General features: G+C 66.6%; 19 protein-coding genes. 14 read left to right on the top strand and 5 right to left on the bottom strand.

The features are described from left to right. Nucleotides 1-70 precede the first annotated feature (70 nt). On the bottom strand, nucleotides 71-1222 hold the full coding sequence (locus LFT49_RS14690) for a glutamate--cysteine ligase (RefSeq protein WP_237428609.1): 1152 nt from the start codon (nucleotides 1220-1222) through the stop codon (nucleotides 71-73). A gap of 374 nt (nucleotides 1223-1596) precedes the next feature. Between LFT49_RS14690 and LFT49_RS14685 the strand changes: the two genes are divergently transcribed. Continuing rightward, a complete protein-coding gene (locus LFT49_RS14685; protein ID WP_237430526.1) occupies nucleotides 1597-3045 on the top strand; it encodes a glycoside hydrolase family 3 protein in 1449 nt (482 codons plus the stop codon). A 63-nt stretch (nucleotides 3046-3108) separates the two neighbouring features. Further along, on the top strand, nucleotides 3109-3906 hold the full coding sequence (locus LFT49_RS14680) for a shikimate 5-dehydrogenase (protein WP_237430525.1): 798 nt from the start codon (nucleotides 3109-3111) through the stop codon (nucleotides 3904-3906). A 27-nt stretch (nucleotides 3907-3933) separates the two neighbouring features. Here the strand turns inward: LFT49_RS14680 and LFT49_RS14675 are convergent, their stop codons facing one another. Then, nucleotides 3934-5172, bottom strand: a complete 1239-nt coding sequence (locus LFT49_RS14675; RefSeq protein ID WP_237428608.1) for a class I SAM-dependent methyltransferase — start codon at nucleotides 5170-5172, stop codon at nucleotides 3934-3936. A 54-nt stretch (nucleotides 5173-5226) separates the two neighbouring features. Here LFT49_RS14675 and LFT49_RS14670 point away from each other — a divergent pair, with 54 nt between their 5' ends. The 3 genes from LFT49_RS14670 to groL all read left to right on the top strand — a co-directional run bounded on the left by LFT49_RS14670 (nucleotide 5227) and on the right by groL (nucleotide 7843). Next, nucleotides 5227-5607, top strand: coding sequence for a hypothetical protein (locus tag LFT49_RS14670; RefSeq protein WP_237428607.1), 381 nt, complete (start codon nucleotides 5227-5229; stop codon nucleotides 5605-5607). Between the two features lie 253 nt (nucleotides 5608-5860). Continuing rightward, nucleotides 5861-6154, top strand: coding sequence for a co-chaperone GroES (groES, locus tag LFT49_RS14665; protein ID WP_003805290.1), 294 nt, complete (start codon nucleotides 5861-5863; stop codon nucleotides 6152-6154). 78 nt (nucleotides 6155-6232) lie between these two features. Next, complete coding sequence (gene groL, locus LFT49_RS14660) at nucleotides 6233-7843, top strand: chaperonin GroEL (protein ID WP_236799047.1); 1611 nt, start codon at nucleotides 6233-6235, stop codon at nucleotides 7841-7843. Nucleotides 7844-7928: 85 nt separating this feature from the next. Here the strand turns inward: groL and LFT49_RS14655 are convergent, their stop codons facing one another. Then, nucleotides 7929-8531, bottom strand: coding sequence for a dihydrofolate reductase family protein (locus tag LFT49_RS14655; RefSeq protein ID WP_237428606.1), 603 nt, complete (start codon nucleotides 8529-8531; stop codon nucleotides 7929-7931). A gap of 56 nt (nucleotides 8532-8587) precedes the next feature. Between LFT49_RS14655 and LFT49_RS14650 the strand changes: the two genes are divergently transcribed. Then, nucleotides 8588-10111: an ATP-dependent DNA ligase gene (locus LFT49_RS14650; RefSeq protein WP_237428605.1), complete on the top strand. Its 1524-nt coding sequence runs from the start codon at nucleotides 8588-8590 to the stop codon at nucleotides 10109-10111. Between the two features lie 15 nt (nucleotides 10112-10126). Here LFT49_RS14650 and LFT49_RS14645 read toward each other — a convergent pair whose 3' ends face one another. Beyond that, nucleotides 10127-11095, bottom strand: coding sequence for a DUF389 domain-containing protein (locus LFT49_RS14645; RefSeq protein WP_236799044.1), 969 nt, complete (start codon nucleotides 11093-11095; stop codon nucleotides 10127-10129). A gap of 116 nt (nucleotides 11096-11211) precedes the next feature. Here LFT49_RS14645 and LFT49_RS14640 point away from each other — a divergent pair, with 116 nt between their 5' ends. The 5 genes from LFT49_RS14640 to LFT49_RS14620 all read left to right on the top strand — a co-directional run bounded on the left by LFT49_RS14640 (nucleotide 11212) and on the right by LFT49_RS14620 (nucleotide 20686). Beyond that, nucleotides 11212-13281, top strand: a complete 2070-nt coding sequence (locus LFT49_RS14640) for an acyltransferase family protein (protein ID WP_237428604.1) — start codon at nucleotides 11212-11214, stop codon at nucleotides 13279-13281. Further along, a complete protein-coding gene (locus LFT49_RS14635; protein ID WP_237428603.1) occupies nucleotides 13281-15368 on the top strand; it encodes an acyltransferase family protein in 2088 nt (695 codons plus the stop codon). Before LFT49_RS14640 ends, LFT49_RS14635 begins: the two co-directional genes overlap by 1 nt. 246 nt (nucleotides 15369-15614) lie before the next feature. Continuing rightward, entirely contained in the window at nucleotides 15615-17126 is a 1512-nt protein-coding gene (gene guaB / locus LFT49_RS14630) for an IMP dehydrogenase (RefSeq protein WP_142133152.1), read from the top strand. Between the two features lie 126 nt (nucleotides 17127-17252). Beyond that, nucleotides 17253-18785: an HNH endonuclease signature motif containing protein gene (locus tag LFT49_RS14625; protein ID WP_237428602.1), complete on the top strand. Its 1533-nt coding sequence runs from the start codon at nucleotides 17253-17255 to the stop codon at nucleotides 18783-18785. A gap of 41 nt (nucleotides 18786-18826) precedes the next feature. Then, on the top strand, nucleotides 18827-20686 hold the full coding sequence (locus LFT49_RS14620) for an ABC transporter ATP-binding protein (RefSeq protein ID WP_237428601.1): 1860 nt from the start codon (nucleotides 18827-18829) through the stop codon (nucleotides 20684-20686). Between the two features lie 144 nt (nucleotides 20687-20830). Here LFT49_RS14620 and LFT49_RS14615 read toward each other — a convergent pair whose 3' ends face one another. After that, a complete protein-coding gene (locus LFT49_RS14615; RefSeq protein WP_237428600.1) occupies nucleotides 20831-21436 on the bottom strand; it encodes a hypothetical protein in 606 nt (201 codons plus the stop codon). Nucleotides 21437-21680: 244 nt separating this feature from the next. On the opposite strand from LFT49_RS14615, the gene LFT49_RS14610 reads away from it, so the two are divergent. From LFT49_RS14610 to LFT49_RS14600, 3 genes are all read left to right on the top strand, one after another. Further along, nucleotides 21681-22817, top strand: coding sequence for a GuaB3 family IMP dehydrogenase-related protein (locus LFT49_RS14610; RefSeq protein WP_237428599.1), 1137 nt, complete (start codon nucleotides 21681-21683; stop codon nucleotides 22815-22817). Nucleotides 22818-22920: 103 nt separating this feature from the next. Beyond that, on the top strand, nucleotides 22921-24660 hold the full coding sequence (locus tag LFT49_RS14605; RefSeq protein WP_236799037.1) for a glycerol-3-phosphate dehydrogenase/oxidase: 1740 nt from the start codon (nucleotides 22921-22923) through the stop codon (nucleotides 24658-24660). A gap of 38 nt (nucleotides 24661-24698) precedes the next feature. After that, on the top strand, nucleotides 24699-25187 hold the full coding sequence (locus LFT49_RS14600) for a PTS sugar transporter subunit IIA (RefSeq protein WP_018769223.1): 489 nt from the start codon (nucleotides 24699-24701) through the stop codon (nucleotides 25185-25187). Nucleotides 25188-25256: the final 69 nt, after the last annotated feature.

The raw sequence follows: 25256 nt of genomic DNA, 5'->3' as shown, positions 1-25256 counted from the left end.
AAACCCCCATTTGCTCTATCAGATATGGCTCCCAAACCGGCGGTTTAGGAGCCATATCTGATAGAGCACGTCAGGCGGTGGGGCCGTTGCGCATCTGCTTGACCAGGTCCAGCACAACGGCCTGCAGGTTTCCGCCGTTTTCCTCAGCCACGCGACGCTGGCGCTGGTAGCCGGCGCCGCGGCGGATGATCTTCTCCACGTCGGCGAGTTCGTCGGAGCAACGCAGCTTGGCGGCCACGGGTTCCAGCCGGTTCAGCGTCTCCAGCAGGTGGTCCGTCACCAGCTGCTCGTGGCCCGCGGCGTCAAGGATGATGATGGCGTCCATACCGTAGCGGGCGGCGCGCCACTTGTTTTCCTGCACGTGCCACGGCGGCATGGTGGGGATGGTGCCGCCGTTGTCCAGGATGGTGGAGAACTCGTCCACCAGGCACTGGGTGAGGGCCGCGATGGCGCCCACTTCCTCCAGCGTGGCCAGGCCGTCGCAGATGCGCATCTCGATGGTTCCCAGTGCTGGAACCGGCCGGATGTCCCACCGGATCTCCGAGATGGTGTCGATGACGCCCGTAGTGAACATGTCCTGGACGTAGGACTCGTACTCTTCCCAGGACTTGAACTGGAAGGGCAGGCCGGCCGTGGGAAGCTGCTGGAACATCAGAGCGCGCTGGGAGGCGTAGCCGGTGTCCTCACCGCCCCAGAACGGGCTGGACGCGGAGAGCGCCTGGAAATGCGGGAAGTAGTTGACCAGGCCATCCAATACGGGGAGCACCTTGTCCCGGCGGTCCAGCCCCACGTGGACGTGGACGCCGTAAATGACCATCTGGCGGCCCCACCACTGGGTCCGGTCAATGAGCTTGGCGTAGCGCGCCTTGTCCGTCACCGGCTGCAGCTGCGGCGGGCTGAAGGGGTGGCTGCCGGCGCAGAACAGCTCCACACCCATGGGATCGGTGATCTCGCGGACGGCGGCGACGGACCGGCTGAGGTCCTCCTTGGCCTCGGCGGCTGTCTCGCAGATGCCCGTGACCAGTTCCACCGTGTTCAGCAGCAGTTCCTGCTTGATGTGCGGGTGTTCGTCGTCTTCGTTGAGTTCCGGGTGGCGGGAAGCCACGCCGCGGAGCACCTGGTTGGCTACGGACGCGAGCTCGCCCGTCTTTCCGTCCACCAGTGCAAGCTCCCACTCAACACCGAGCGTTGACTGCCTCGATGACGCGAAGTCGATCTTCACACGTTTCCTTACTCTCCGGTTTGCCGCTGGCTGATGCCGCTCACAGACTGCTGCCGGGAGGCGAACGGGTGGTTCAAGTCTAGTGCAGGGGTAGCATCGTATTGATGGCCCCGTTCCTGCTGCGTCACAGTCCCGCCAAATCCTTCCCCCTCCTCCTGGCCCTGTCCGCCCTGGCCCTGGCCTCCTGTTCTCCCTCCCCAAGTGTGGCCCCGCCGTCGTCCTCCGCGCCGCCCACCGTCCCGTCCCCTTCGGCATCGGCAAGTACGACGCCGGCACCTCCTTCGGCTTCTCCGTCACCGGACCCGGGTTCCCGGCCTTTGGGGTGGGGACCGGAGCAGCGGGACCAGGACGCGGCAGTGGCCGCTGTGGCGGCGATGTCGCCTGAACAGAAGGCCGGGCAGGTCCTGCTCCCGTTCTTCAAGGGCAACCAGGTGGAGGCCCATGCCGCGCTCATCCAGCGCCTGCATCTTGCGGGTTCCATCATCATGGGGGACAACGTGCCCCTTGACGGGCAAGGCAACGTCGACGTGGCCGCCATGGGAGCCGTGAACCAGCGGCTGCTGCAGGCTGTTGCGGCCGACGGCCGGCGCTGGCCCGGGATCATCGGCGTGGACCAGGAAGGCGGTGCGGTGGCACGCCTCGGGGCCCCCCTCACCGAGTGGCCCACGCCCATGAGCTACGGCGCCGCCGGAAACCCGGACCTGACGCGCAAAGCCGGCAAAGGCCTCGCGGGTGAGCTGGCGCCGCTGGGCTTCGACCTGGACTTCGCCCCGGACACTGACGTGACCATCGGGCCCAGCGACCCCACCATCGGGTCCCGGTCCATGTCCGCCGATCCGGTGGCAGCGGCAACCCATGGGGTGGCCTTTTCGCAGGGCATGCTGGACGCCGGGGTGCTTCCCAGCGTCAAGCACTTTCCGGGGCACGGATCCGTGACTGCAGACTCGCACCTGAGCCTCCCCGTCCAGCCGGCCGGCATCGATGCGCTCAGGGCCCGGGACTGGAAGCCGTTCCAGGCCGCCGTCGCCGCGGGCCTTCCGATCGTCATGACCGGGCACATCGCCGTGCCTGCGCTGGAACCCGGCGTGCCGTCGTCGCTTTCTGCCCCAAGTTACGCAGCATTGAGGGGGCTGGGCTTCAAGGGTGTGGCCGTCACTGACGCGCTGAACATGGGTGCGGTGGACAACCAGTACCCGGCCGGCGCTGCCGCGGTGAAGGCGCTCACCGCCGGTGCCGACCTGCTGCTGATGCCTGCCGACGTGGCACAGGCCCATGCCGCGATCGTCCAGGCGCTGGCCGCAGGCACGCTTCCCGCCGCCCGGCTGGATGAGGCAGCGCAGCGGGTGGCCAGCATGATGATCTGGCATGCCCGGACCACGCCTGCTCCCGGAACGCCGGGTGCCGGTGCTCCGGCCGGAAGCGCTGCTCCCTTGTCTGCCCAGGTGTCCGCGTCCGCAGTCACGGTGGTGTCCGGCCCCTGCGCCGGACCATTGGTGCCCGGCTCGGTGCGCGTGGCCGGCGGCGGACCGGGGGACCGGGAGCGGTTCGAGGCCGCCGCTGCCCGGGCCGGACTCGAAGTCGGGGCGGGACCCCTGGTCAACCTGATCGGCTTTGGCGGGAAACCGGCCGGCGGTGACATCGCCGTGGCCCTGGATGCCCCCTGGCCGCTGCAGGGCTCCAGCGCGCCGGTGAAGCTGGCACTCTATGGCCGTACCGACGCCGCTTTCGACGCACTGGCCGCCGTGCTGGCCGGAAAGGCGCCCGCCCCCGGGAAGCTGCCCGCCGCCGTCGGGCCCTTTCCTGCGGGAACCGGCTGCCCCTGACCGGAACACCACCCAGCGGGTGAACGCGGGTTTAATGGTCTGGTGCCCATTCTGAATAAAGACATGACCCTCTGCATCTCGCTCTCGGCCCGGCCCAGCAACAACGGGACCCGGTTCCACAACCACCTGTACGGACAATTGGACCTGAACTGGATCTACAAGGCGTTCGCGCCTACCAACCTGGAGCAGGCCATCGCGGGCGTCCGCGGGCTGGGCATCCGCGGCTGCGCCATCTCCATGCCATACAAGGAAGACGTCATCGCGCTCGTGGACGAGATGGATCCCTCTGCCAAGGCCATCGACTCCGTGAACACCATCGTGAACACGGACGGGCACCTCAAGGCGTACAACACCGACTACACGGCAATTGAGCAGCTGCTGGCCACCAATGCGGTGCCCACCAACTATTCCGTGCTGGTCCAGGGCGCGGGGGGCATGGCCAAGGCCACGGTCGCTGCCTTACGGGACGCCGGCTTCAAGGACGTCACCGTCATCGCCCGGAACGAGGGCGCCGGGCGTGCGCTCGCTGACCAGTACGGCTTCCAGTGGCGGGCAGCGCTCGACGGCGGGACGGCCGACCTGATCATCAACGTCACCCCCATCGGCATGGCGGGAGGGGCGGAAGCGGACAGCCTGGCTTTTCCTGCCGAAGCCATCGAGGCCGCCCGCGTGGTGTTCGACGTGGTGGCGCTGCCTGCCGAAACGCCGCTGATCCGCGCTGCCAGGGCAGCCGGCAAGCCAGTCATTACCGGGTCGGAGGTGGCCACCATCCAGGCGCTGGAGCAGTTCGTCCTGTACACGGGGGTGCGGCCGACGGCAGAGCAGGTGCGGGCCGCCGAGGAGTTCATGCGCGCCCAGTAGCTGCGCGAGGGGCTCCCGGCCAGGCAGTCAGACGGGTTCCACCACGATGGCCACCCGGTCCTCGCCGATGCGGGTCAGGACCAGGGTGGCCGTTTTGCCGCCCTTTTTGGTGTTTTTCCCGCCCGGCAGCAGCTGCTTCCGCAGCTCTTCCGGGGTCACCGCGGTGCCGCGCTTCTTGATGTCCAGCACGGTGACGCCCTCCTGCTTCACCCAGGCCTTCAAGGCCTTGACGTTGTAAGGCATGACCTGCAGGACCTTGTAGGCCTTGGCAAACGGGGTGTCCAGGAGCTCCGGGGCGCAGATGTAGGCAATGTGCTCATCCACCAAATGCCCGCCGAGTTCCAGCGCCACGTCCGCCACCAAACCGGCGCGGATCACGGCACCGTCGGGCTCGTACAGATACCCCTCCACCGGTCCCACCGGCGCCGTCGGGCCTGCGCCGAAGTCCTCGCCGCTGGTCAGTTCGGCCGGCCCCTGGGAACCCAGGACCAGGGCAGCGCGGCGGACGCCGGGCCTGCGTACGGCGTTGAACCACAAGGTCACCTCGGTGACGTCCCCGCCCACCGACACCCACTGCGCCTCGCACCCGGCGGGCACGGATTCGTGCGGCATGCCCGGGCCCATCTTCACTCCCACGGCCTTCCCCCCGGCGGCCAGCGACTCCACGAAGGACAACGGCGGCGAGAACGCCTCGGGGTCCCAAATCCGTTTGGTGCCCGAGGTGGAGGTGACCCGGCGCGCCGGATCCAGCCAGACGCCGTCGATCCCTTCCAGCGGGACCGTCGCCGCGTCCGAGTGGACCACCGTGGCGTTGGGAAACGGGATGAGGTTCACCGTTGCGCATGCCGCGGTGGTTTCATCCATTTCCACCGCGGTGACGTTGATGTCCAGGGAGGCCAGGGCCAGTGAGTCGGCGCCGAGGCCGCAGCCCAGGTCCGCCACGTGGCCGATCCCGGCAGCCGCGAAACGCCGCGCATGGTGGGCGGCGACGTTCAGGCGCGTGGCCTGCTCCAGTCCAGCCTGGGTGAAGAGCATCTGGCGGGCAAACTCGCCGAACTTCGCCGCTGCCCGGGTGCGCAGCCGCGACTGCGTGAGCACGGCGGACACGAGCTCGGGGGAGTGCCCGGCCTTCCGGAGGGCCGAATTGAGCTCGAACGAATCCTCGTCCCGGTAGGGGCCCAGCGATGCCAGCAACTCCCAGCCTTCGGGGGTCAGCAGCGGTGCGATCTGGTCCTGTGCAATCTGGTCCTGGGGAGCGTGAGCCATGGGTTCCAGCCTAGTGGAGGAGCGCGTGGCCGGGATGCGGATACTGTTGAAACCATGGATGAGAGCGAAGCCCCAGGGGAGACCGCGGACCACGGGCCCAGGCACACCGGACCCGCCAGGTATGCCCGTCCCGTCCTGATCGCCGCTGCCGTGGTGGCCGTGGTCTGCATCGCCCTGCTGGTGATCATCTTCCTGCTGGACACCTTCAACGCCACCGTCTATTCCGTGGGCGGCAACGACATCCAGGACAACACCCAGGAGGCCAAGGACATCCGCGGGCTGTACGACGGCGCCCGGGCAGGAAGCATCGTCTTCCTCGTCATTGCGCTGCTCGCCGCAGCGGTGTCCGGGTGGGTCCTCTACCGCGGACGGAAGCAGGGCGGCGGCGATTCCGACGGCGGCGAGGACGTGGACTTTGACGACCTCGGCCGGTAGGTGGGCTGCGGCTGCCACCCCGCCGCCCGGCATCGTCCATCCAGCAAAGGCGTACGCCCATGACGAAACGTTGGCACTCACCTTGACCGAGTGCTAACTCATACATAGAGTCTTCATTAGCACTCTCCCTAGGCGGGTGCTAACACATGAAGAGCTGCCAGCCAGGCTGCTGCCGGCACCGCGACGACGGTTTGCCAGCTACGGCGGAAAGCTTTCCAGTCCACGAATTTGCTGACGAAAAGGAGAGGTCCGAGTGTCGGTCTCTATTAAGCCTCTTGAGGATCGTATTGTTGTCCGCCCGCTCGAAGCCGAGCAGACCACGGCTTCCGGCCTGGTCATCCCGGACTCCGCACAGGAGAAGCCGCAGGAAGGCGAAGTTGTCGCAGTAGGCCCCGGCCGCTTCGAAGACGGCAACCGCGTCCCCGTTGACGTAGCAGTTGGCGACGTCGTCATCTACTCCAAGTACGGCGGAACCGAAGTCAAGACCGGCGGCACCGAGTACCTTGTGCTCTCCGCCCGCGACGTCCTGGCGATCGTCGTAAAGTAACTCTTCCGGATCCCCGTGCCGCCGGCCATGCTCATGCTGGCCGGCAGTGCGGGGTTCTGTCTTTGAAAGGACAAAACCATGGCAAAGCAGCTTGCGTTTAATGACGCTGCCCGCCGGTCCCTTGAGGCCGGCATCGATAAGCTCGCGAACACCGTCAAGGTGACGCTCGGCCCCCGCGGCCGCAACGTCGTCCTGGACAAGAAGTGGGGCGCCCCCACCATCACGAACGACGGCGTCACCATCGCCCGCGAAGTGGAACTGGACGATCCCTACGAGAACCTTGGCGCCCAGCTGGCCAAGGAAGTAGCTACCAAGACCAACGACGTTGCCGGCGACGGCACCACCACCGCAACGGTCCTGGCCCAGGCCCTGGTCAAGGAAGGCCTGCGCAACGTTGCAGCCGGCGCTGCCCCCGGCCAGATCAAGCGCGGCATCGAAGTTGCGGTTGAAGCCGTGGCTGCCCGCCTGCTCGAGAACGCCCGCCCGGTTGAAGGCACCCAGGTGGCAAACGTTGCCGCCATCTCCGCCCAGAGCGACGAAATCGGCGAGCTCCTCGCCGAGGCCTTCGGCAAGGTGGGCAAGGATGGCGTCATCACCATCGAAGAGTCGTCCACCACCCAGACGGAACTGGTCCTCACCGAGGGCATGCAGTTCGACAAGGGTTACCTGTCCCCGTACTTCGTCACCGACGCGGAGCGCCAGGAAGCTGTCCTCGAGGACGCCCTCATCCTGATCAACCAGGGCAAGATCTCCTCCATCCAGGAATTCCTGCCGCTGCTCGAAAAGGCGCTGCAGGCCTCCAAGCCGCTGTTCATCATTGCCGAGGACGTTGAGGGCGAGGCCCTGTCCACGCTGATCGTCAACCGCATCCGCGGCACCCTGAACGTCGTTGCCGTCAAGGCTCCGGGCTTCGGTGACCGCCGCAAGGCCATGCTGCAGGACATCGCCACCCTCACCGGTGCGCAGGTTGTCTCCCCGGAACTGGGCCTGAGCCTGGACTCCGTTGGCCTGGAGGTGCTGGGTACCGCCCGCCGCATCACCGTCACCAAGGACAACACCACCATCGTGGACGGCGCCGGTTCGGCTGAGGACGTGTCAGCACGCGTAGCCCAGCTGCGCGCAGAGCTGACCCGCACCGACTCCGACTGGGACCGCGAAAAGCTCCAGGAGCGCCTGGCCAAGCTGGCCGGCGGCATCGGCGTCATCAAGGTCGGTGCTGCCACCGAGGTTGAGCTGAAGGAAAAGAAGCACCGCATCGAGGACGCGGTGTCCTCCACCCGCGCTGCCCTCGAAGAAGGCATCGTGGCAGGCGGCGGTTCCGCCCTGGTCCACGCCCTCAAGGCACTGGATGAGGACGCTTCGGTCAAGGCCCTCGAAGGCGACGCCGCAGCAGCTGTCGGCATCGTCCGCCGGGCACTGGTTCAGCCGCTGCGCTGGATCGCCCAGAACGCCGGCTTCGACGGCTACGTGGTGGCCGCCAAGGTTGCCGACGCCGAGGTCAACAACGGCTTCAACGCCAAGTCCGGCGAGTACGAGGACCTGATCGGCGCGGGCGTCATCGACCCAGTCAAGGTCACGCGTGCAGCCCTCCGCAACGCGGCCTCCATCGCCGCCCTGGTTCTCACCACCGAGACCCTGGTCGTGGAGAAGCCGGCCGAAGAGGACGAGCACGCAGGCCACAGCCACTAGCGGCTGCACCCTCGCGGCTTTCCGCTCGAAATAGGCTGGTCCGGCATCTGCCGGACCAGCCTTTTTCATGTCCCCTGCAGGAGGCTTAACCAGCCGCCATGTCCTGCGTCTCTACGCCGCCTACAGGCTCGTAGACCAAAGACACAGCGCCTTTGGGGAAGCTGCGCGCCGGCTCGGCCAGGCTGAAAGTGGTGGGTACGCTGCCGTCGTCGAAGAGGCGCTTGCCTTGTCCGAGCGCGACGGGATAAAGCCACAGGTGAAGACGGTCCAGCACGCCTGCCGACAGGAGGGACCGGATGAGGAACCCGCTGCCGAACATGTGCACCTGCCCGTAGTCCCCCCGGAGGCTGCCGGCCGCGGCGGCATCCGGCAGCACTGTGGTCCCTGCCCAGCTGGGATCGTGCAGGGAGCCGGACACGACGAACTTGGGCACCCGGTTAAGTGCGTCCGCGATGTCGCCGGACTGGTGGGGCCAGTACGACGAAAAGATGTCATAGGTTGCCCGCCCCAGGAGCAAGGCGTCCATGCGTCCGATCTCGGCAGCGATGGCGGCGCCCGCTTCGTCGTCGGACACCGGCGCCTGCCAGCCGCCGAATTCGAAGCCGCCTTCGCTGTCTTCCTCGCGGCCGCCGGGCGCCTGGTATACGCCATCGAGGGTGATGAACAGGTTCGCGACAATGATCCCCACGCGCCCATTGTGGAGCAGCGCCGGGAGGCTGTCCAGAGCCGTGGCAGGATGGTCCCATGTTGCTCCTTGAGCTTGTGGAAACCAGCGCGTCCGTTGCGTCGACCCGCTCCCGGCTGGCGAAGGTGGACGCCTTGGCCGGCCTGCTGCGCCGCCTTGAGCCAGTGGAGATCCCGACGGCGGTGGGCCTGCTCAGTGCCAAACCGCGCCAGGGCCGCGTGGGCGTGGGATGGAGTGCGGTGGCAGCGGCGCAGGAGGACCCGGCCGACGAGCCGAGCCTGACGGTGGCCGACTTTGATGCGGCGCTGGACGGACTGCTGGCTGCGGCGGGTACGGGGTCGGCGGCGGGGCGGACAGCAATCCTGCGGAAACTGTTGTCGGCGGCCACCGGGCCGGAACAGTCGTTCATCACCGGAGTCCTGCTCGGCGAGCTGCGCACCGGTGCGCTGGAAGGAGTCCTGACTGATGCCGTGGCCCGCGCTGCCGGGAAGCCCGTGGAAGCCGTCCGGCGTGCCGCCATGCTCTCCGGAGACCTCGGCGAAACAGCCCTCCTGGCCATCACCGGCACCCAGGCCGAGCTTGACGCCGTCGGACTGGTGGTGGGCCGCCCCGTGCTGCCCATGCTCGCTTCCACCGCAGCCAGTCCCAGTGCAGCACTGGAAACCACGGGGGAGGCCTCCGTGGAATACAAGCTCGACGGCGCGCGCATCCAGGTCCACCGCGCGGACGACCGCGTCAGCATTTACACCCGCAACCTGGCCGACGTCACCCACCGGCTGCCCGAAGTGGTGGAAGTGGTCCGTGGCCTGCCGCTGCGGCACGTAATCCTGGACGGCGAGACCCTGGCCCTCGATGAGGAAGGCGGCCCGCGGCCCTTCCAGGAAACCATGGCACGGTTTGGCGCGGATGCAGTGCGCGAAACCCTCCTGCATCCCTGGTTCTTCGATGTGCTGCACATCGATGGGAGGGACCTGCTGGACGAGCCGTTGGCCGACCGCATCGAGGTGCTTGAGCGCATTGCCCCTGCCCACCGGATCCCGGGGGAGGTAACGGCTGACCCGGCGGTTGCGGAACGTGTCTCACAGGACGCGCTTGCCGCCGGCCACGAGGGTGTTGTGGTGAAGGCGATCGGGTCCGCCTACGCGGCAGGCCGGCGTGGATCGAACTGGGTGAAAGTGAAGCCGGTCCTGACCTATGACCTGGTGGTGCTGGCCTGCGAATGGGGGTCCGGCAGGCGCACTGGGATGCTGTCCAACCTGCACTTGGGGGCCCTGGACCCTGCTGGAGAGTTCGGTGAACCCGGCGGTTACGTCATGGTGGGCAAGACTTTCAAAGGCCTTACCGATGAACTGCTGCGCTGGCAGACCGAAAGGTTCCAGGAGCTTGAGGTGCGGCGCACTGCCGGGACGGTCTGGGTGGAGCCTGTCACCGTCGTCGAAATTGCCATTGACGGCGTGCAGCAGTCGCCGCGCTACCCCGGTGGAATCGCGCTCCGTTTCGCGCGCGTCAAGCGCTACCGCGATGACAAGGTTCCGGCCGAAGCGGACACCATCCAGACCCTGCGGGGCCTGCTGCGCCCATAGGGGAGAGCTCGGCGGCTAGCGGCGCGCTCCGCTTCGCTGGCGCTGCAGCCTCCGCGCCGCCCCATCCGGCAGGCGCCTGGCGACCACCCGGTAAAAGAGCAGAACTGCCAAGGCTGCCACCACGATGCCCACGAGGTTGAGCAGCAGCTGCAGGGCAGAGCCCGCCGCCTTTTGGTATTCGCCCAACACCAAAGCCACCGCCACATACCCGGCCGCCGGCACGGTGGTCACGGAGATGAAGACGCCGATCAGCGCGGCGGAACGCCGGCCGATGATGGACAGCATGCCCGCGATCCCGGCCAGCACCGCGACAATCAGTGAATACGGCCCGGGGTGGTAGATGAATTCGACGGCCGACCCCTTGTCCAGGGCATCGCGCGGGAACAGCCCCAGCGGCACCGAAAGCCACGCAGTGAGTGCTGCCAGCAGCATGGCAACGGGGAACCCGACACCCAACGCGACGGCGGCGCGCCGGCCAAGCTTCCACTGCCGGGTGGCCAGCGACACGGCCAGGGCGGCCAGCGGCCCGAACTCGGGGCCCACCGCCATGGCGCCGACAATGGCAATCGGGGAATCGGTCACAATGCCAATTCCTGCGAGCTGTGTGGCCAGGACCAGGAAAGCGAGGAAGTTCCACGTCAGCCTGGAATCCTCCCCGGTTTGCCGGGTCACATCGTCCCAGATCACCGCGTCCGCGCCGTCCCCCGGGGCGGACCGCTCTGCCTGGTCCGCCTTTCTCGAGAGGACGAATTCCGGCGTCGACATGGCAATCGAGCCCGCCTCCTGGATCTTCAGGATGTCCAGCTTTTCGAGCAGTTCCTCCACGGACTCCCGGGCGATGAAAACCTCGATCACGTCGCCCGGAGGCACCACGGCCGCCCCCTTGGCCACCATGACTTCTGCCACACCCCGCTGGTCGCGGCAGGTCTGTACCGTTACCTCGGACAGCTCCCCGGGCACACAGATCCGCAACTGGACAACCATGCCCGCTCCCTTCGCCGGTTGTGGCCAGCATAGTCCGGACGGCCGCGTTGATTAGCTGTTAAAGACGGCGTTGGCTAGGCTTGCTGCTTTGGCTGGCGGGATTTTGAGAGGTTCTTGTGTCGATAACGGAAACCCCGAAGGCACCGGAACCCAGGCCCAGTGTCGCCACAAAACAGCGGAAGCCGTCTTTCCGGCCGGAGATCCAGGGCCTGCGGTCACTGGCTGTCCTCATGGTGGTGACTTACCACGTCTGGTTCGGGCGCGTGTCCGGTGGGGTGGATGTCTTCCTCTTTATTTCCGCCTTCCTGATGACGCTCCAATTCCTTGGACGCCATGACCGGAAGCAGCCCTTCGCCCTCGCAAAACACTGGCTCCACCTGTTCCGGCGGCTCCTCCCGGCAGCTGTCACCGTCATCGTGGCAACCCTGGCCGTGTCCGCCCTGGTCCTTCCACCCACCCGGTGGCTGGACCTCATCGCGCAAGGCTGGGCCTCCCTGTCCTATTCGGAGAACCGCCTGCTGCAGCAGCAGGCGGTGGATTACTACGCCAACGACCACAGCCTGGCCAGCCCCTTCCAGCACTTTTGGTCGCTGTCCATCCAGGGACAGGTCTTCATCCTGTGGCCCCTGATCTTCGCGCTGGCCGGCTGGACGGCACGGCGCTACCGGTTGTCCTACCGCCCCCTGCTTGCCTACATCTTCTTCGCCATCTTCCTCGGTTCGCTGGGCTACTCCATCATCTTCACCGCCATCAACCAGGTGCAGGCCTACTTCGATACCGGCGCCCGGCTGTGGGAATTCGCCTTGGGCACGCTCGTGGCCTTGATCCTCCCCGGCCTGCGCTTCCGGCGCCGGACCCGCGTCATCATGGGCTGGGTGGGGGTTCTGGCCATGCTGGCGTGCGGCATTGTCCTGGACGTGCAGGGGGCTTTCCCCGGTATTGCCGCGCTGTGGCCCACCGTCGCCGCGGCCATGGTCATCGTGGCGGGCCAGACAGAGAGCGCCGCAGGGATAGACCGCTTCCTCTCTGCCAAGCCGCTGGTCAAGCTCGGCGACATCTCCTACGCCCTGTACCTGTGGCACTGGCCGCTCCTGGTCCTCGCTCTCGCCTGGAGCGGCAAGGACCACGCAGGCTGGCTCTCCGGTTCCGTCATCATCCTGGTGGCCCTGGCGCTCGCCTACCTGACCACGCGCTACATCGAAAAGCCCTGGCGTGAATGGAAATGGCCGGAAGTCCGGAAGCGCAGGGCCGCCCTGGCCATCATGCTGGCCGTGGCTGTGGCGGCGGTGCCTCTGTCCGGCTGGAGTTTCCAGCTTGAGTTGGAACGCCGTGCGGTGGAAGCGCAAAAGATCGCCAACAACCCCGGGTCCCGCGTCCTTGACCCCGCTTACACGGCCGCAACGCCGGCCCCGGATGCTTCCCTCCTCCCGTTGGCCGCGGACCTCACCAAGAACTGGGTATCCCTGGATGGGCCGTGCACGGAGGAGATCGCCCCGGACAGCCGTCTGTTGAAGGGATCGTGTTTCGAACAGCGTCCGTCCGGTGAGCCTTCCAAGCGTGTCCTGGTGCTCGGTGACAGCCATGCGCAGCAGTGGACCGGTGCCGTCAAACCGCTGGCAGCCCAAAAGAACTGGCTGCTGTATTCCATCCTCAAGGGTGCCTGCAAGGCCACGCCGGCCGGGCTCGGAGGAAGCGAGGACTGCGACGCCTTCAACGCGGACGTGCAGAAGGAAATCACCCGGCAAAAGCCTGATGCCATCATCGTGGTGGGGACTGCGGCGGCGCCCTCGACTCCTGCCGAGGCCCTGACACCGGGGTTCGAGGAGATGGTCTCCGGGTGGCTGGACCAGGGGATCCAGGTAGCTGCCGTCCGGGACAATCCCCGTTTTTCCTTCAACATGGCTGAATGCGTGGTTCGGGAAGGTGCCGAGGCCCAGGGCTGCCGCCCGGCGATCGGGGACAATTTTCCGGCGGCCAGTCCCTTCGACACCCTGGACATGGCGCGTCTGCCCGGCTTGTCCCTGGTGGACCTGACAGACAGGATCTGCACGCCGACGGAGTGCCCTGCCGTGGTGGGCAACGTGTATGTGTATCTGGACGACAACCACCTGAGCGCGGAATACGCGGAAAGCATGGCGGACGAGTTTGCCAAGCGGCTGCAGACGGCGGCGGGATGGGCGGTCTGATGCCGCGGAGGCCGCAGGCAGCACCAGACACCAAAGCCACGTCAGCAGGCCCCGCGCCTTCGAAGCCCCGGAAGCCCTCCTTCCGCCCCGAGGTCCAGGGCCTGCGCGCCCTGGCTGTCCTGATGGTGGTGGCCTACCACGTCTGGCTGGGCCGCGTGTCCGGCGGTGTGGACATTTTCCTGTTGATTTCTGCATTCCTGCTCACCCTCTCCTTCGTCCGCAAGGCGGAATCAGGCAAGCCCTTCCAGCTCCTGGCGCACTGGCTGCACCTGTTCAAGCGCCTGTTGCCCGCCGTCGTCGTGGTGATCCTGGGGGTCCTGGCCGGAACCTGGCTGATCCTGCCGCAGGGGCGGTGGCCGGAGGTGCTCGACCAGGCGTGGGCGTCCCTGCTTTACCGGCAGAACTGGCTGCTGGCGGATGCCGCGGTGGACTACTACGCGCAGGACCATGCGGGCGCCAGCCCACTGCAGCACTTCTGGTCGCTGTCCATCCAGGGGCAGGTCTTCATCCTGTGGCCACTGATCTTCGCCGCCACGGCCATTGCGCTGTCCCGGCTGCGCCGGATACCCCGCCTGGGCCGACTGACTTATCGCGGGCTGCTCGCCGTCGTGTTTGGGACGGTGTTCGTGCTGTCCCTGGCCTATTCCGTGGAACAGACCGCCACCAGCCAGGCCTACGCCTACTTCGACACGCGCGCCCGGCTTTGGGAGTTTGCGCTGGGGTCATTGCTGGCCCTGGTGCTGCCCTACCTGAAGCCCGGCCGGAGGCTCCGGGTGGTGCTGGGCTGGGCCGGACTGGCAGGCATGGTTTCGTGCGGGCTGGTCCTGACCGTTGACCGTTCCTTCCCCGGGTACGCGGCACTGTGGCCAACGTTGTCGGCGGCCGCCATCATCGTGGCGGGACAGACCGGCAGCCGGTTCGGGGTGGACCGCCTCCTCAGCAGCCGGCCCGCCGTCGCCCTGGGCGATAATTCCTACGCCCTGTACCTGTGGCACTGGCCCCTCCTGGTGCTGGCCCTTGCGGCTACCGGGGTGGAAGCGCCCAACCTCAAACAGGGCCTTGGCATCGTCGCTGCCTCCATAGTGCTCGCCGTCCTGACCACGCGCTTTGTCGAAAAACCCTTGCGCGACTGGCACTGGCCCAAGCTGCGCGCCTGGCGCACCGCCGTCGTCATTGTTGCCTGTGGTGCCGTGCTGGCGGGGCCCGTCGCCGTCTGGCAGACATCGCTCACTGCGGAGGAAAGCGCGACGGCGGCACAACCGAGGGAGCTGACGCCAGGGGCGCTGGCACTCACCCCGGAGAACGAAAACACTCCCGCCCCCAGGGCCCGGACCATCCCCGGGCCCACCGCGCTGGACAACGACTGGGCCGGCATCGACTCGCCCTGCACTGGCGCCAATGCCACCAGCGACCCGATATTGGAGGGCTGCCGGCAGGAGCTGCCGGAGGAACCTTCCTCCAAGCGCATCGTGGTGCTGGGCGACTCCCATGCCCAGCAGTACCTTGCCGCGCTGGCCCCGGTTGCTGCTGCCCGCGGCTGGGAACTGGTGACACTGCTGATGCCGGCCTGCCGGTTCGGCGCCGACTCGGAAGCGCGTAACGCAGAGTGCAACGCCTACAACCGCGCCAGTTCCGCCTACGTCCTGAAGCACAGGCCCGATGCTGTGTTCACGGTGGCTTCGCTGACCCACGAGGAGGCTCCCTTCGAAACCGAGGTGCCGGGATACCTCGAAGGCGTGCAGCCATTTGCCGATGCGGGTATCGAGGTGGTGGGAATCCGGGACAACCCCCGGTTCACGTTCAATATGCCGCAGTGCGCCCAGCGCCACGGTGCCGCTGCGCCGGCCTGCAACCCGGCGCTCGCCGAGTCCCTGGTGGAGCCGTCCCCCCTCGAGAACTACCGCGGCAAGCTGCCCGCGCTGCACCTGATGGACATGAGCGACTTCATCTGCGCCCGCGGGGTCTGCCCGGCGGTGGTGGGAAACGTCTACGTCTACAAGGATGACAACCACCTGACCCGGACCTATGTGGAGACCATGATCCCCATGTTCGAGCAGCGCCTGCTCGCCGCCACCGGCTGGAACTGACCCACTCCTTGGGCTTGGCCTGAGCGGCGAGCGGGTGGGGGACCGTGCGGTTGCTCACATTGGCCGCGCGGAATAGGGGGATCGGCGCCGAGGTTCTAATATTTACTCAACACTTTCTGCCCCCGGAATGCCGTGCTGCACGGTGCTCCCGCAGGATCGTCTGCACAGGCCAGTTCCGTAATCACGGGCTGGTCATCGGCTGCAACCCCTACCCGTGACCCAGCAACCAAGGTAAGAGGCGCACTCATGACCGAGCCCGAACACAACCCCTTTGGCTTCATTGGCCTGACCTACGACGACGTCCTCCTCCTGCCGGGCCACACCGACGTCATCCCGTCCGAGGCCGACACCTCCTCCCGGATCTCTAAGCGGATCTCGGTGCAGACGCCGCTGCTTTCCGCCGCCATGGACACCGTCACGGAGTCCCGCATGGCCATCGCCATGGCCCGCCAGGGCGGCCTGGGCGTGGTGCACCGCAACCTGTCCATTGCCGATCAGGCGGACCAGGTTGACCGGGTCAAGCGGAGCGAGTCCGGCATGATCACCAACCCGCTCACCATCCGCCCCGAGGCGACGCTGCGTGAACTGGATGATCTCTGCGCCCACTACCGCGTCTCCGGCCTGCCCGTGGTGGACGAGGACAACCGCCTGCTGGGCATCGTCACCAACCGCGACACCCGGTTCGTCCCGGAGTCCGATTTCCCGCTGCGGCTGGTCAGTGACGTCATGACCAAGATGCCCCTGGTCACCGGGCACGTGGGCATCAGCCGCGAGGAAGCCTCGCACAAGCTGGCCACCAACAAGATCGAAAAGCTTCCGCTGGTGGACGACCAGGGCCGGCTGAAGGGCCTGATCACCACCAAGGACTTCACCAAGGCCGAGCAGTACCCGCTGGCCACCAAGGATGACGAAGGCCGGCTCCGCGTGGGTGCCGCCATCGGCTTCTTCGGGGACGGCTGGGAGCGCGCCATGACCCTGGTGGACGCCGGCGTCGACGCGCTGTTCGTGGACACTGCCAACGGCCACTCCCAAGGCGTGCTGGACATGATCCACCGCCTGAAGTCCGAGCCCGCCGCGGCGCACGTGGACATCATCGGCGGCCAGGCTGCCACCCGGGAAGGTGCCCAGGCACTGATCGACGCCGGCGCCGACGGCATCAAGGTGGGCGTTGGCCCCGGCTCCATCTGCACCACCCGCGTGGTGGCCGGCGTGGGCGTCCCGCAGATCACCGCCATCTACGAATCCGCCAAGGCTGCCATCCCGGCCGGCGTGCCGCTGATCGCCGACGGCGGCCTGCAGTACTCGGGCGACATCGGCAAGGCCCTGGTGGCCGGTGCGGACACCGTCATGCTCGGCTCCCTGCTCGCCGGTTGCGACGAGTCCCCGGGCGAGCTGATCTTCGTCAACGGCAAGCAGTTCAAGTCCTACCGCGGCATGGGCTCCCTCGGCGCCATGCAGTCGCGCGGCAAGAATACGTCCTACTCGAAGGACCGCTATTTCCAGGCCGATGTGTCCGGCGACGACAAGCTCATCCCCGAAGGCATCGAAGGCCGTGTTGCCTACCGCGGTCCGCTGTCCTCGGTGGCGTACCAGCTGGTGGGCGGCCTGCGCCAGACCATGTTCTACACCGGCGCACCCACCATTCCTGAGTTGAAGGTCCGCGGCAAGTTCGTCCGGATCACCTCTGCCGGGCTGAAGGAATCGCACCCGCACGACATCCAAATGACCGTCGAGGCCCCAAACTACGGCTCGCGCTAAGCTGCGGCGGCACGTTTCCGCTGAGCGTGCATGAACAAAAGGAGGCAGAGGTGACCCTGCCTCCTTTTGTTTTGGCCTGAGACAGCTGCGAAACAAAATGTCAGACCCTCGTTGGATGATTCTTCTATGGGAGTCGGAATCGGAAGCGGCGCTGGGGTGGCTTTGGAGGGTGTTCATGCCTCTGTGGCTGCCCTTGATGCGCTGGACGGGGAGGACGACTTCCTGGCTGCCGGCGTCGGTGTTGGTTCGGGTGTCGATGTGCTGCAGCGGCGGTGCGAGATCCGGCTGGAGCGGCTGGAACTGGCGGCCCGGTTGGAGGCGCAGCTCGCGGCGATGAAGGCGCGGGATGCAGCGGAGGCGGTCGGGTTCCAGCAGGCCGTGACCCCGCCCGACGCGTCGGTGCAGGACCGTACCTACGCCGAGATGTCCGTGGTGGAGGAGATCGCAGGGGTCCTGACCATCAGCTCCGCCGCCGCAGGTGCTCTGGTGGAACAGTCCCGGACGATCTGCTCCCTCCCACCGGTGTTCCAGGCCCTGGCCACCGGGGCCATGTCCTGGCAGCACGCAAGGGTAATCGCCGATGAAACCGAGGGCCTCGATCCGGCCGGTGCTGCCGCGCTGGTGGCGCACTTCTTCGACCCCGACGCACCCCACCCCGGCCGCGGCGCAGCCCCGGGCGAACTCGTCCCCTCCCGGTTCCGGGCCAAAGTCCGTAACTGGCGCGAACGCCACCACCCCGAGACACTGCAGAAACGCCACGCCAAAGGGGTGGCGGACCGGCGGATGGAATACACCCCGGACCGGGACGGCATGGCCTGGGTCTCGCTCTACCTCCCCGGCGACACCGCCTGCGCCATCTGGAACCGCACCACCGCCACCGCCCGCGGCCTCCAGGGCCCCAACGAACCACGCACCATCACCCAACTCCGCCCCGACATCGCAGCATCCCTGCTCCTTGGATCAGCGAGCGAACCGGGCAAGGTCCCCACCCCGCGGGCGGACGTCCTGGTCACGGTGCCGGTGTTCTCCCTGCTCGGACTCACGGAGGAACCCGCCATGCTCGACGGGCTCGGACCCATCCCGGCATCCACCGCACGCAAACTGGTCGCCGACGGCGCGGACTCCTTCTACCGCGTCCTGGTCGACCCGAGGGACGGGGCACCCTTGGAGATCGGCCGGAAGAACTACCGGCTCACCGAAACCATCAAACGCTGGATCAGGATGCGCGACGGCAAATGCACCTTCCCCGGCTGCACCAACCGCACCCCGGAAAACGAAACCGACCACCTGAAAGCCTGGGGATGTGGCGGACCCACCGGGGCCGGCAACCTGGCACAACTGTGCCCGAAACACCACCGGCTCAAACACCACACCCAATGGACACCAGACCCGGCCACCAACAACGGATCACCCGGCTGGACCTCGCCCACCGGCCGCCACTACAAACCCGAACACCCCCACCCAGAACCAACACACTTGCCAGTAGAGATTCATGCGCAGGGCAGGACAGATGTTCCGGGCGGGACATTCGAGCCTAAAACCGGGGTGAATCTTAATGGGGAATTGCTGCGGGTGGTTGGCCATCGCCCGGACTTCCATTACCTGGATTGGTCCCCGGGAGAGGACGCCTTGCGGCGCTGTCTCCATTCCACTGGATGACTCCAGGCCTGTTCGAGCACTCCCAGCACTAGGCTGATTCCATGCCTCCAACACGCCATCCGGCGGAGCTGACTCCTAAGCGCGATCCGCAAAAGCGGCTTGCCTTGCGCCCCTATGCCAAGGCCGTGGCCCAAGTCCTCCGAGTGAGCTTCCGGGCATCCCCGGGCGCTGTGGTCATGAAGGTGCTCGGCTCCCTGATCTCCGCAGTGCTGCCGCTGGTCACCACCTACTTCGCGTCCCTCACCACCTCGGCGCTGGCCGCGGCATATGCGGGCGACGGCGGAGCAGGCCGAAGTGCTGTCGTCTACGTCATCATCACGGCCGCGCTGGGGCTGTTCTGGGGCGCCTTCAACAGCGTGGACCGCTACATCCAGCAGTTGATGAGTTTCAAGGTTGGCGCCATCGTGGGGGACCAGATGTATGAGCGGTTCCTCGCTCTCGAGTTCTGGCGCTACGACGACAAGGAGACGGTGGACCTATACGACCGGGCAAAGCGATTCTCCGATTCCTATGCCCGCGTCCTGGACCGCATCGCCGCCATCTTCACGCAGCTGGTCTCGGTCATCCTGGCCATCGGCGCCCTGCTGCTGGTCAGCTGGTGGATCGCCGTCATCGTCCTGGTGGCGATCGTCCCCAGCGTGTACCTGCAGTTCAAGCTGTCCAGGGAGCAGATCGCGCACTGGAACACGCAGGTGGATTCACGCCGTCAGCGGCGCATGATTGAAACCAACCTCCTGCGGCCGCAACACATCGCCGAGATGCGGCTCTACGGCATTGTCGGCTTCCTCATGGGCCTTCGGTCCCGGCTCCGCGACGCGGACGAGCGGCGGCGCCTGGATTACCAGCGACGCTACATCCCCAAGCAGCTTGCCGCCGACGCACTCCAATACGGCGCGGAGGTGGTCTCGCTGATCTGGGTGGTGGGGCAGATCATTGCCCGCGCCGCCCCGGTGGGCCAGTTCCTCTACGTTCAGCAGATCGTCAGCCGCGCCCTGTCCACGGCGAACAACCTGGTGTCGTCCCTGAGCTCCATCGATGAGGACCTGGCCAACCTGAAGGACTACGAGCTGTTCATGGCGATGCCCATGCACTCGGAACACGCGCCTCCTCTGCTGCAAGCACCCAAGGAAGTGGAGCTGAAGGACATCCGCTTCACGTACACGGGCAGCGACATTGAAGTGATCAAGGGCATAAGCCTGACCATCCGCCAGGGCCAGCACATCGCCATCGTGGGGGAAAACGGTGCCGGCAAGTCCACCCTGATCCGCATCCTCGCAGGCCTCTACCGTCCCGACTCGGGGCAAGTCCTGCTCGACGGCGTGGACCTGGCCGCCGTCGACGTCACCTCCTGGCACCGGCACCTGGCGGTTCTCAGCCAGGAGTTCCTCAAGTACGAGTTCGCCACGGCCGCCGAGAACATCTACTTCGGCGATGTGGAGAGTCCTCGCGATGATGACCGCATCCGCAGGGCCGCAGCCGACGCCGAGGCACTCGACTTCATCAACAAGCTGCCCAACGGCCTGGATAACCACGTCAGCAACTGGATGGAAGACCCCCGCGGCCGGAAGGGGAGCGGCCTTTCCGGCGGTCAGTGGCAGCGCCTGGCGATGGCCCGGAACTTCTACCGGGACGCATCCTTCATGGTCATGGATGAGCCCACGTCCGCCATTGATGCGCTGGCCGAGCACCGGATCTTTACGCGTCTCTTCGCCGACCGCAGCAGCACCATCATCGCCATCAGCCACCGGCTGGCCACCATCGAGAAGGCGGACGTGGTGTACATGCTGGAGGACGGGCAGATCGTGGAGCAGGGAAGCCACAAGGAGCTGGTGGCACTGCGCGGCCGCTATTTCCGCATGTTCGAGTCCCAGCTTTCCGTGGAGGAACCCGAAGGAGTCTGACGCAGGTTGTCGAAGCCCGCGCTCCGCGCAGGGTACGGCGAAGACCATGCTCATCCACCAAAACCGGAAGAGACGGGCCCTTCGATGGGCACAACCCCGTGCCCGTTCCTGTGCATCACGGTTACCTCGGCGCCGGCGTCCCCATCACGCTTCCACCACGGTGGTGCGCACGCGGGCCACACTTGGCCGCGGCGGCACACTGCTGAAGCCGAACGTTACGGCCGGCCGGATGGGGGAGAGCGTCCCGGCGTTGGCACCTTCCCAAGTGACGACGGCGGAGGTCACGTGGTGCAGGTCGGTCACCCCATAGAACTCCGCCCTTCCACTGCCGGCAGTTCCGTAGGTGCGGGCGCCGGGTGCCGCGAGGGCAGCGAGTGGATTGACCGCGGCGAGCCAGCGGGGATGGACAGCAAGGCGCCGGGGCACTGCCTGAAGCACCGAACCCAGGCGAGTCCTGGCACCGGTGACGGCCCGGATTTCCAGCGGGCCGGCGTCGACCGTCAACCTGTGGCCGGCGAGCAAGGCGGCAACGTCCACCACCCGCACCTCGTCAAAGCTGTAGGTGGCGGCGATGAAGCCGGCAACTTCAGGCGTCGGTGCCAGCAGCAGCCGGTGTCCCGAAGGCTGCTGGACCATGACGTCCGAGAAGGATCCGAAGGGGGAGTCCTGCCATATTCCAACTACGGCGCGCAGCCCGGAAGTAGTACCAATGCCGGCGATATGCCCGTCAAATGTCCAGCGGCTGCCCATCACGCCACTGTAGCGGGAAGGGTGCGCCTTACAGAGGTCCGGAAGCCGGGTTGCCGTAGGGTCACGCCAAGAGGACCAGGTCCTCCCTATCGGAAGGAAGCCCAATCGTAAGCTGGTCGCGGGAGCATCCACCGAGACTCCGGAGAAGGCTACGTGTTTGCCCCGCGCCGCCGCCACGGGTAGCGCTTTCCGTCAGGATCCGGCCCGGGCAAAGCCACCGGACCTGCTGGGATAACCTAGAGCAGTGACTTATGAGATCGAGATCGGCCGTGGCAAGCGTGGGCGTCGTGCCTACTCCCTGGATGACATCGCAATCGTCCCCAACCGTCGCACCCGCGACCCCAAGGACGTCTCCGTCTCTTGGCAGATCGACGCCTACCAGTTCGACATGCCAGTGATCGCCGCTCCGATGGACTCGGCCATGTCCCCGGCCACGGCCATTGCCCTGGGCAAGCTGGGTGGCCTCGGCGTGCTGGATCTGGAAGGCCTCTGGACCCGGTACGAGGATCCGCAGTCGGTCCTCGATGAAATTGCGGCGCTTGAAGACGAGACCAACAGCCCCGTCGTCACCGGTCGGATGCAGGAGCTGTACCAGGCACCCATCCAGCCGGAACTCATCACGTCCCGCCTGGCCGAAATCCGCGAGGCCGGCGTCACCGTTGCCGGTTCCCTGACCCCGCAGCGCACCCAGGAGCACTACAAGACGGTCCTGGCTGCCGGCGTCGATATCTTTGTCATCCGCGGCACCACCGTGTCGGCCGAACACGTCTCCAAGGACCACGAGCCCCTCAACCTCAAGCAGTTCATCTATGAACTCGACGTCCCGGTGATCGTGGGCGGCGCAGCCGGCTACACCCCGGCGCTGCACCTCATGCGCACCGGTGCCGCCGGCGTGCTGGTGGGCTTCGGTGGCGGCGCAACCACCACCACGCGGCGCGCCCTGGGCATCCACTCGCCCATGGCTTCCGCGATCTCCGACGTCGCCGCGGCACGCCGCGACTACATGGACGAATCCGGCGGCCGCTACGTCCACGTGATTGCCGACGGCGGCATGGGCACCTCGGGTGACATCGTCAAGGCAATCGCCATGGGCGCCGACGCCGTCATGCTGGGCAGTGCCCTTGCCAGGGCAGAAGAAGCGCCGGGCAAGGGCTGGCACTGGGGCCAGGAAGCCCACCACACCGAGCTGCCGCGCGGGGACCGCGCCAATGTCGGCACCGTTGGGCCGCTGGAGGAGGTCCTCTTCGGACCCGGCCACCACACCAACGGCACGTCCAACCTCATTGGTGCGCTGCGGCGCTCCATGGCGACCACCGGCTATTCGGACCTGAAGGAATTCCAGCGGGTCGACGTCGTCGTATCGCCTTACGAAGGAAACTAAGCACAGGTCAGGGCCGGGTGGGCACCACCCGGCCCTGCCCAAAGCACGCCACTTGCAAGTAGTGTGGGGTTACTACCGGCACTAGAGGCACTGGAGGCGTTCAATGAAGAGTGTTCCTGCAAACGGCGGGGTCCTTGGCCCCGAAGCCAGGGAAGCATCCATCCAGCGGCTGCGCGCCACAGCCGAACCCGGCCAGGAGCTGGACATTCTGATTGTGGGCGGTGGCATCGTTGGTGCCGGAGCAGCGCTGGACGCCGTGACCCGTGGGCTGAGCGTTGGCATCGTCGAGGCAAGCGACTGGGCCGCCGGTACCTCCTCAAGGTCATCCAAACTCATCCATGGCGGCCTGCGCTACTTGGAAATGCTGGACTTTGCCCTGGTCAAGGAGGCCCTGCAGGAACGCGGCCTGCTGCTCTCCGAGATTGCCCCGCACCTGGCGCGGCCGGTGCCCTTCCTTTACCCGCTCACCAAGCCGTTCATTGAGCGTCCGTACGTGGGCGCCGGCATCGCACTGTACGACGTCATGTCCATCTCCAGCGGACACAGCCGCGGCGTGCCGTTCCACAAGCACTTGAGCAAGCGCGGCACGCTGCGGGCGGCCCCCAGCCTGAAGAACGATGCCTTTGTGGGATCGATCAGGTACTACGACGGTCAGGTGGATGACGCCAAATACGTGGCCAACCTGGTCCGCACGGCTGCATACTACGGTGCGCATGCAGTGAACCAGATGGCGGTGGTGGACTTCCTGCGCGAGGGCGAGCGGGTGGTTGGAGCCAAGGTGGAGAACCGCGAGGACGGCACGCAGTTCAGCGTCCGCGCCAAGCAGGTCATCAATGCCACGGGTGTGTGGACCGATGAAACCCAGGCCATGGTGACGGACCGCGGCCAGTTGAAGGTGCGCGCCTCCAAGGGTATCCACCTGGTGGTTCCCCGGGACCGTTTCCAGTCCACCGTGGGGCTGATCCTGCGCACCGAGAAGTCGGTGCTGTTCGTCATCCCGTGGGGCAGGCACTGGATCATTGGCACCACCGACACGGACTGGCATCTGGACAAGGCGCATCCGGCAGCCTCCAGCAAGGACATCGACTACGTCCTGGAACACGTCAACCAGGTTCTGAAGCGGCCGCTCACCAGGGAAGACGTCGAAGGGGTCTATGCCGGGCTGCGGCCGCTGCTGGCCGGTGAAAATGACTCCACCGCCAAGCTCTCCCGCGAGCACGTGGTGGCGCATCCGGTTCCCGGCCTGGTGGTGGTGGCCGGCGGCAAGTGGACCACCTACCGGGTCATGGCCAAGGACGCCGTCGACGAGGCCACCCGCACCATGGACGAGCGGGTGCCGCCCAGCTGTACCGAGACCATCCCGCTGCTGGGCGCCAGCGGTTTCCGGGCGGCCTGGAACCGGCGGAACCGCACCGCGGAGGAATCCGGGGTGCACGTGGCGCGGATCGAGCACCTGCTCAACCGATACGGGTCCATGACCCCCGAAGTCCTGGAAATCATCGAGCAGAACCCTGAACTGGCTGAGCCCATCCCGGGAGCCGATGACTACCTCCAGGCCGAGGCCGTGTACGCAGCCACGCACGAGGGCGCCCGCCACGTGCAGGACGTCCTGACCCGACGGACGAGGATCTCCATCGAGGCGTGGGACCGCGGCGTGTCCGCGGCCCCTGTTGTCGCTAAACTGATGGGTGACGTCCTTGGCTGGAGCGAGGCACAGCGCGAAAACGAAGTCCGCCACTACCTTGCCCGTGTGGAGGCGGAACGCCTTAGCCAGCAACAGCCGGACGACGAATCCGCAGACGCTGCCCGCCTGGGCGCGGAAGACATCGTGCCCTTGCGTTGAGGGGCCGCTAGCCCCACTGCTGACCGAAGGGATACGCCTTGGCGGAACCACTGGACCCGTATGACGCCCATTTGACCACCGCCGACATGGTGATCCTGGAAATGGAGGCCAAGGACAAGACCGACGCCACCAACCAACTGGCAGAGCGGCTGCACGCGGCAGGGCGGATCTCAGATCTTGACGGGTTCCTGAAGAACGTTAACGCCCGGGAGCACCAACTGGCCACGGGGCTCCCGGGCGGCATCGGGTTGCCGCACGCAAGGAGCGAATTCGTTTCCCAAACGTCCATCGCGGTTGGAATCGCGAAGTACGGCCATGCGCTGGACTTTGGTGCCGCGGACGGTCCGGCCACGGTCATCCTGTTGATTGCCACCCCGGCCAGCTCCTTCTCGGACCACCTGGAGGTGCTGGCCACCCTGGCCCGGTCGCTCTCAAAGGAGTCTTTCCGGGAGTCGCTGCGTCGTGCGTACGACGCCGAAGTGATTGCCGAACTCATCAACTCCAGCCTGGTCTTCTTCGACCACTAGGCGCGGCTGGGATGGGCCGGTCCCGTTTCCGGTCCGGATGCCCTGGCGTTTAGTTGTTCTACAGAAGTA

Origin of the sequence: Arthrobacter sp. FW306-06-A (assembly GCF_021870055.1) — a bacterium.
GTDB lineage: Bacteria > Actinomycetota > Actinomycetes > Actinomycetales > Micrococcaceae > Arthrobacter.
Note: the sequence above shows the minus strand (reverse complement) of the source record. Positions and strands in the feature narration are given on the sequence as shown.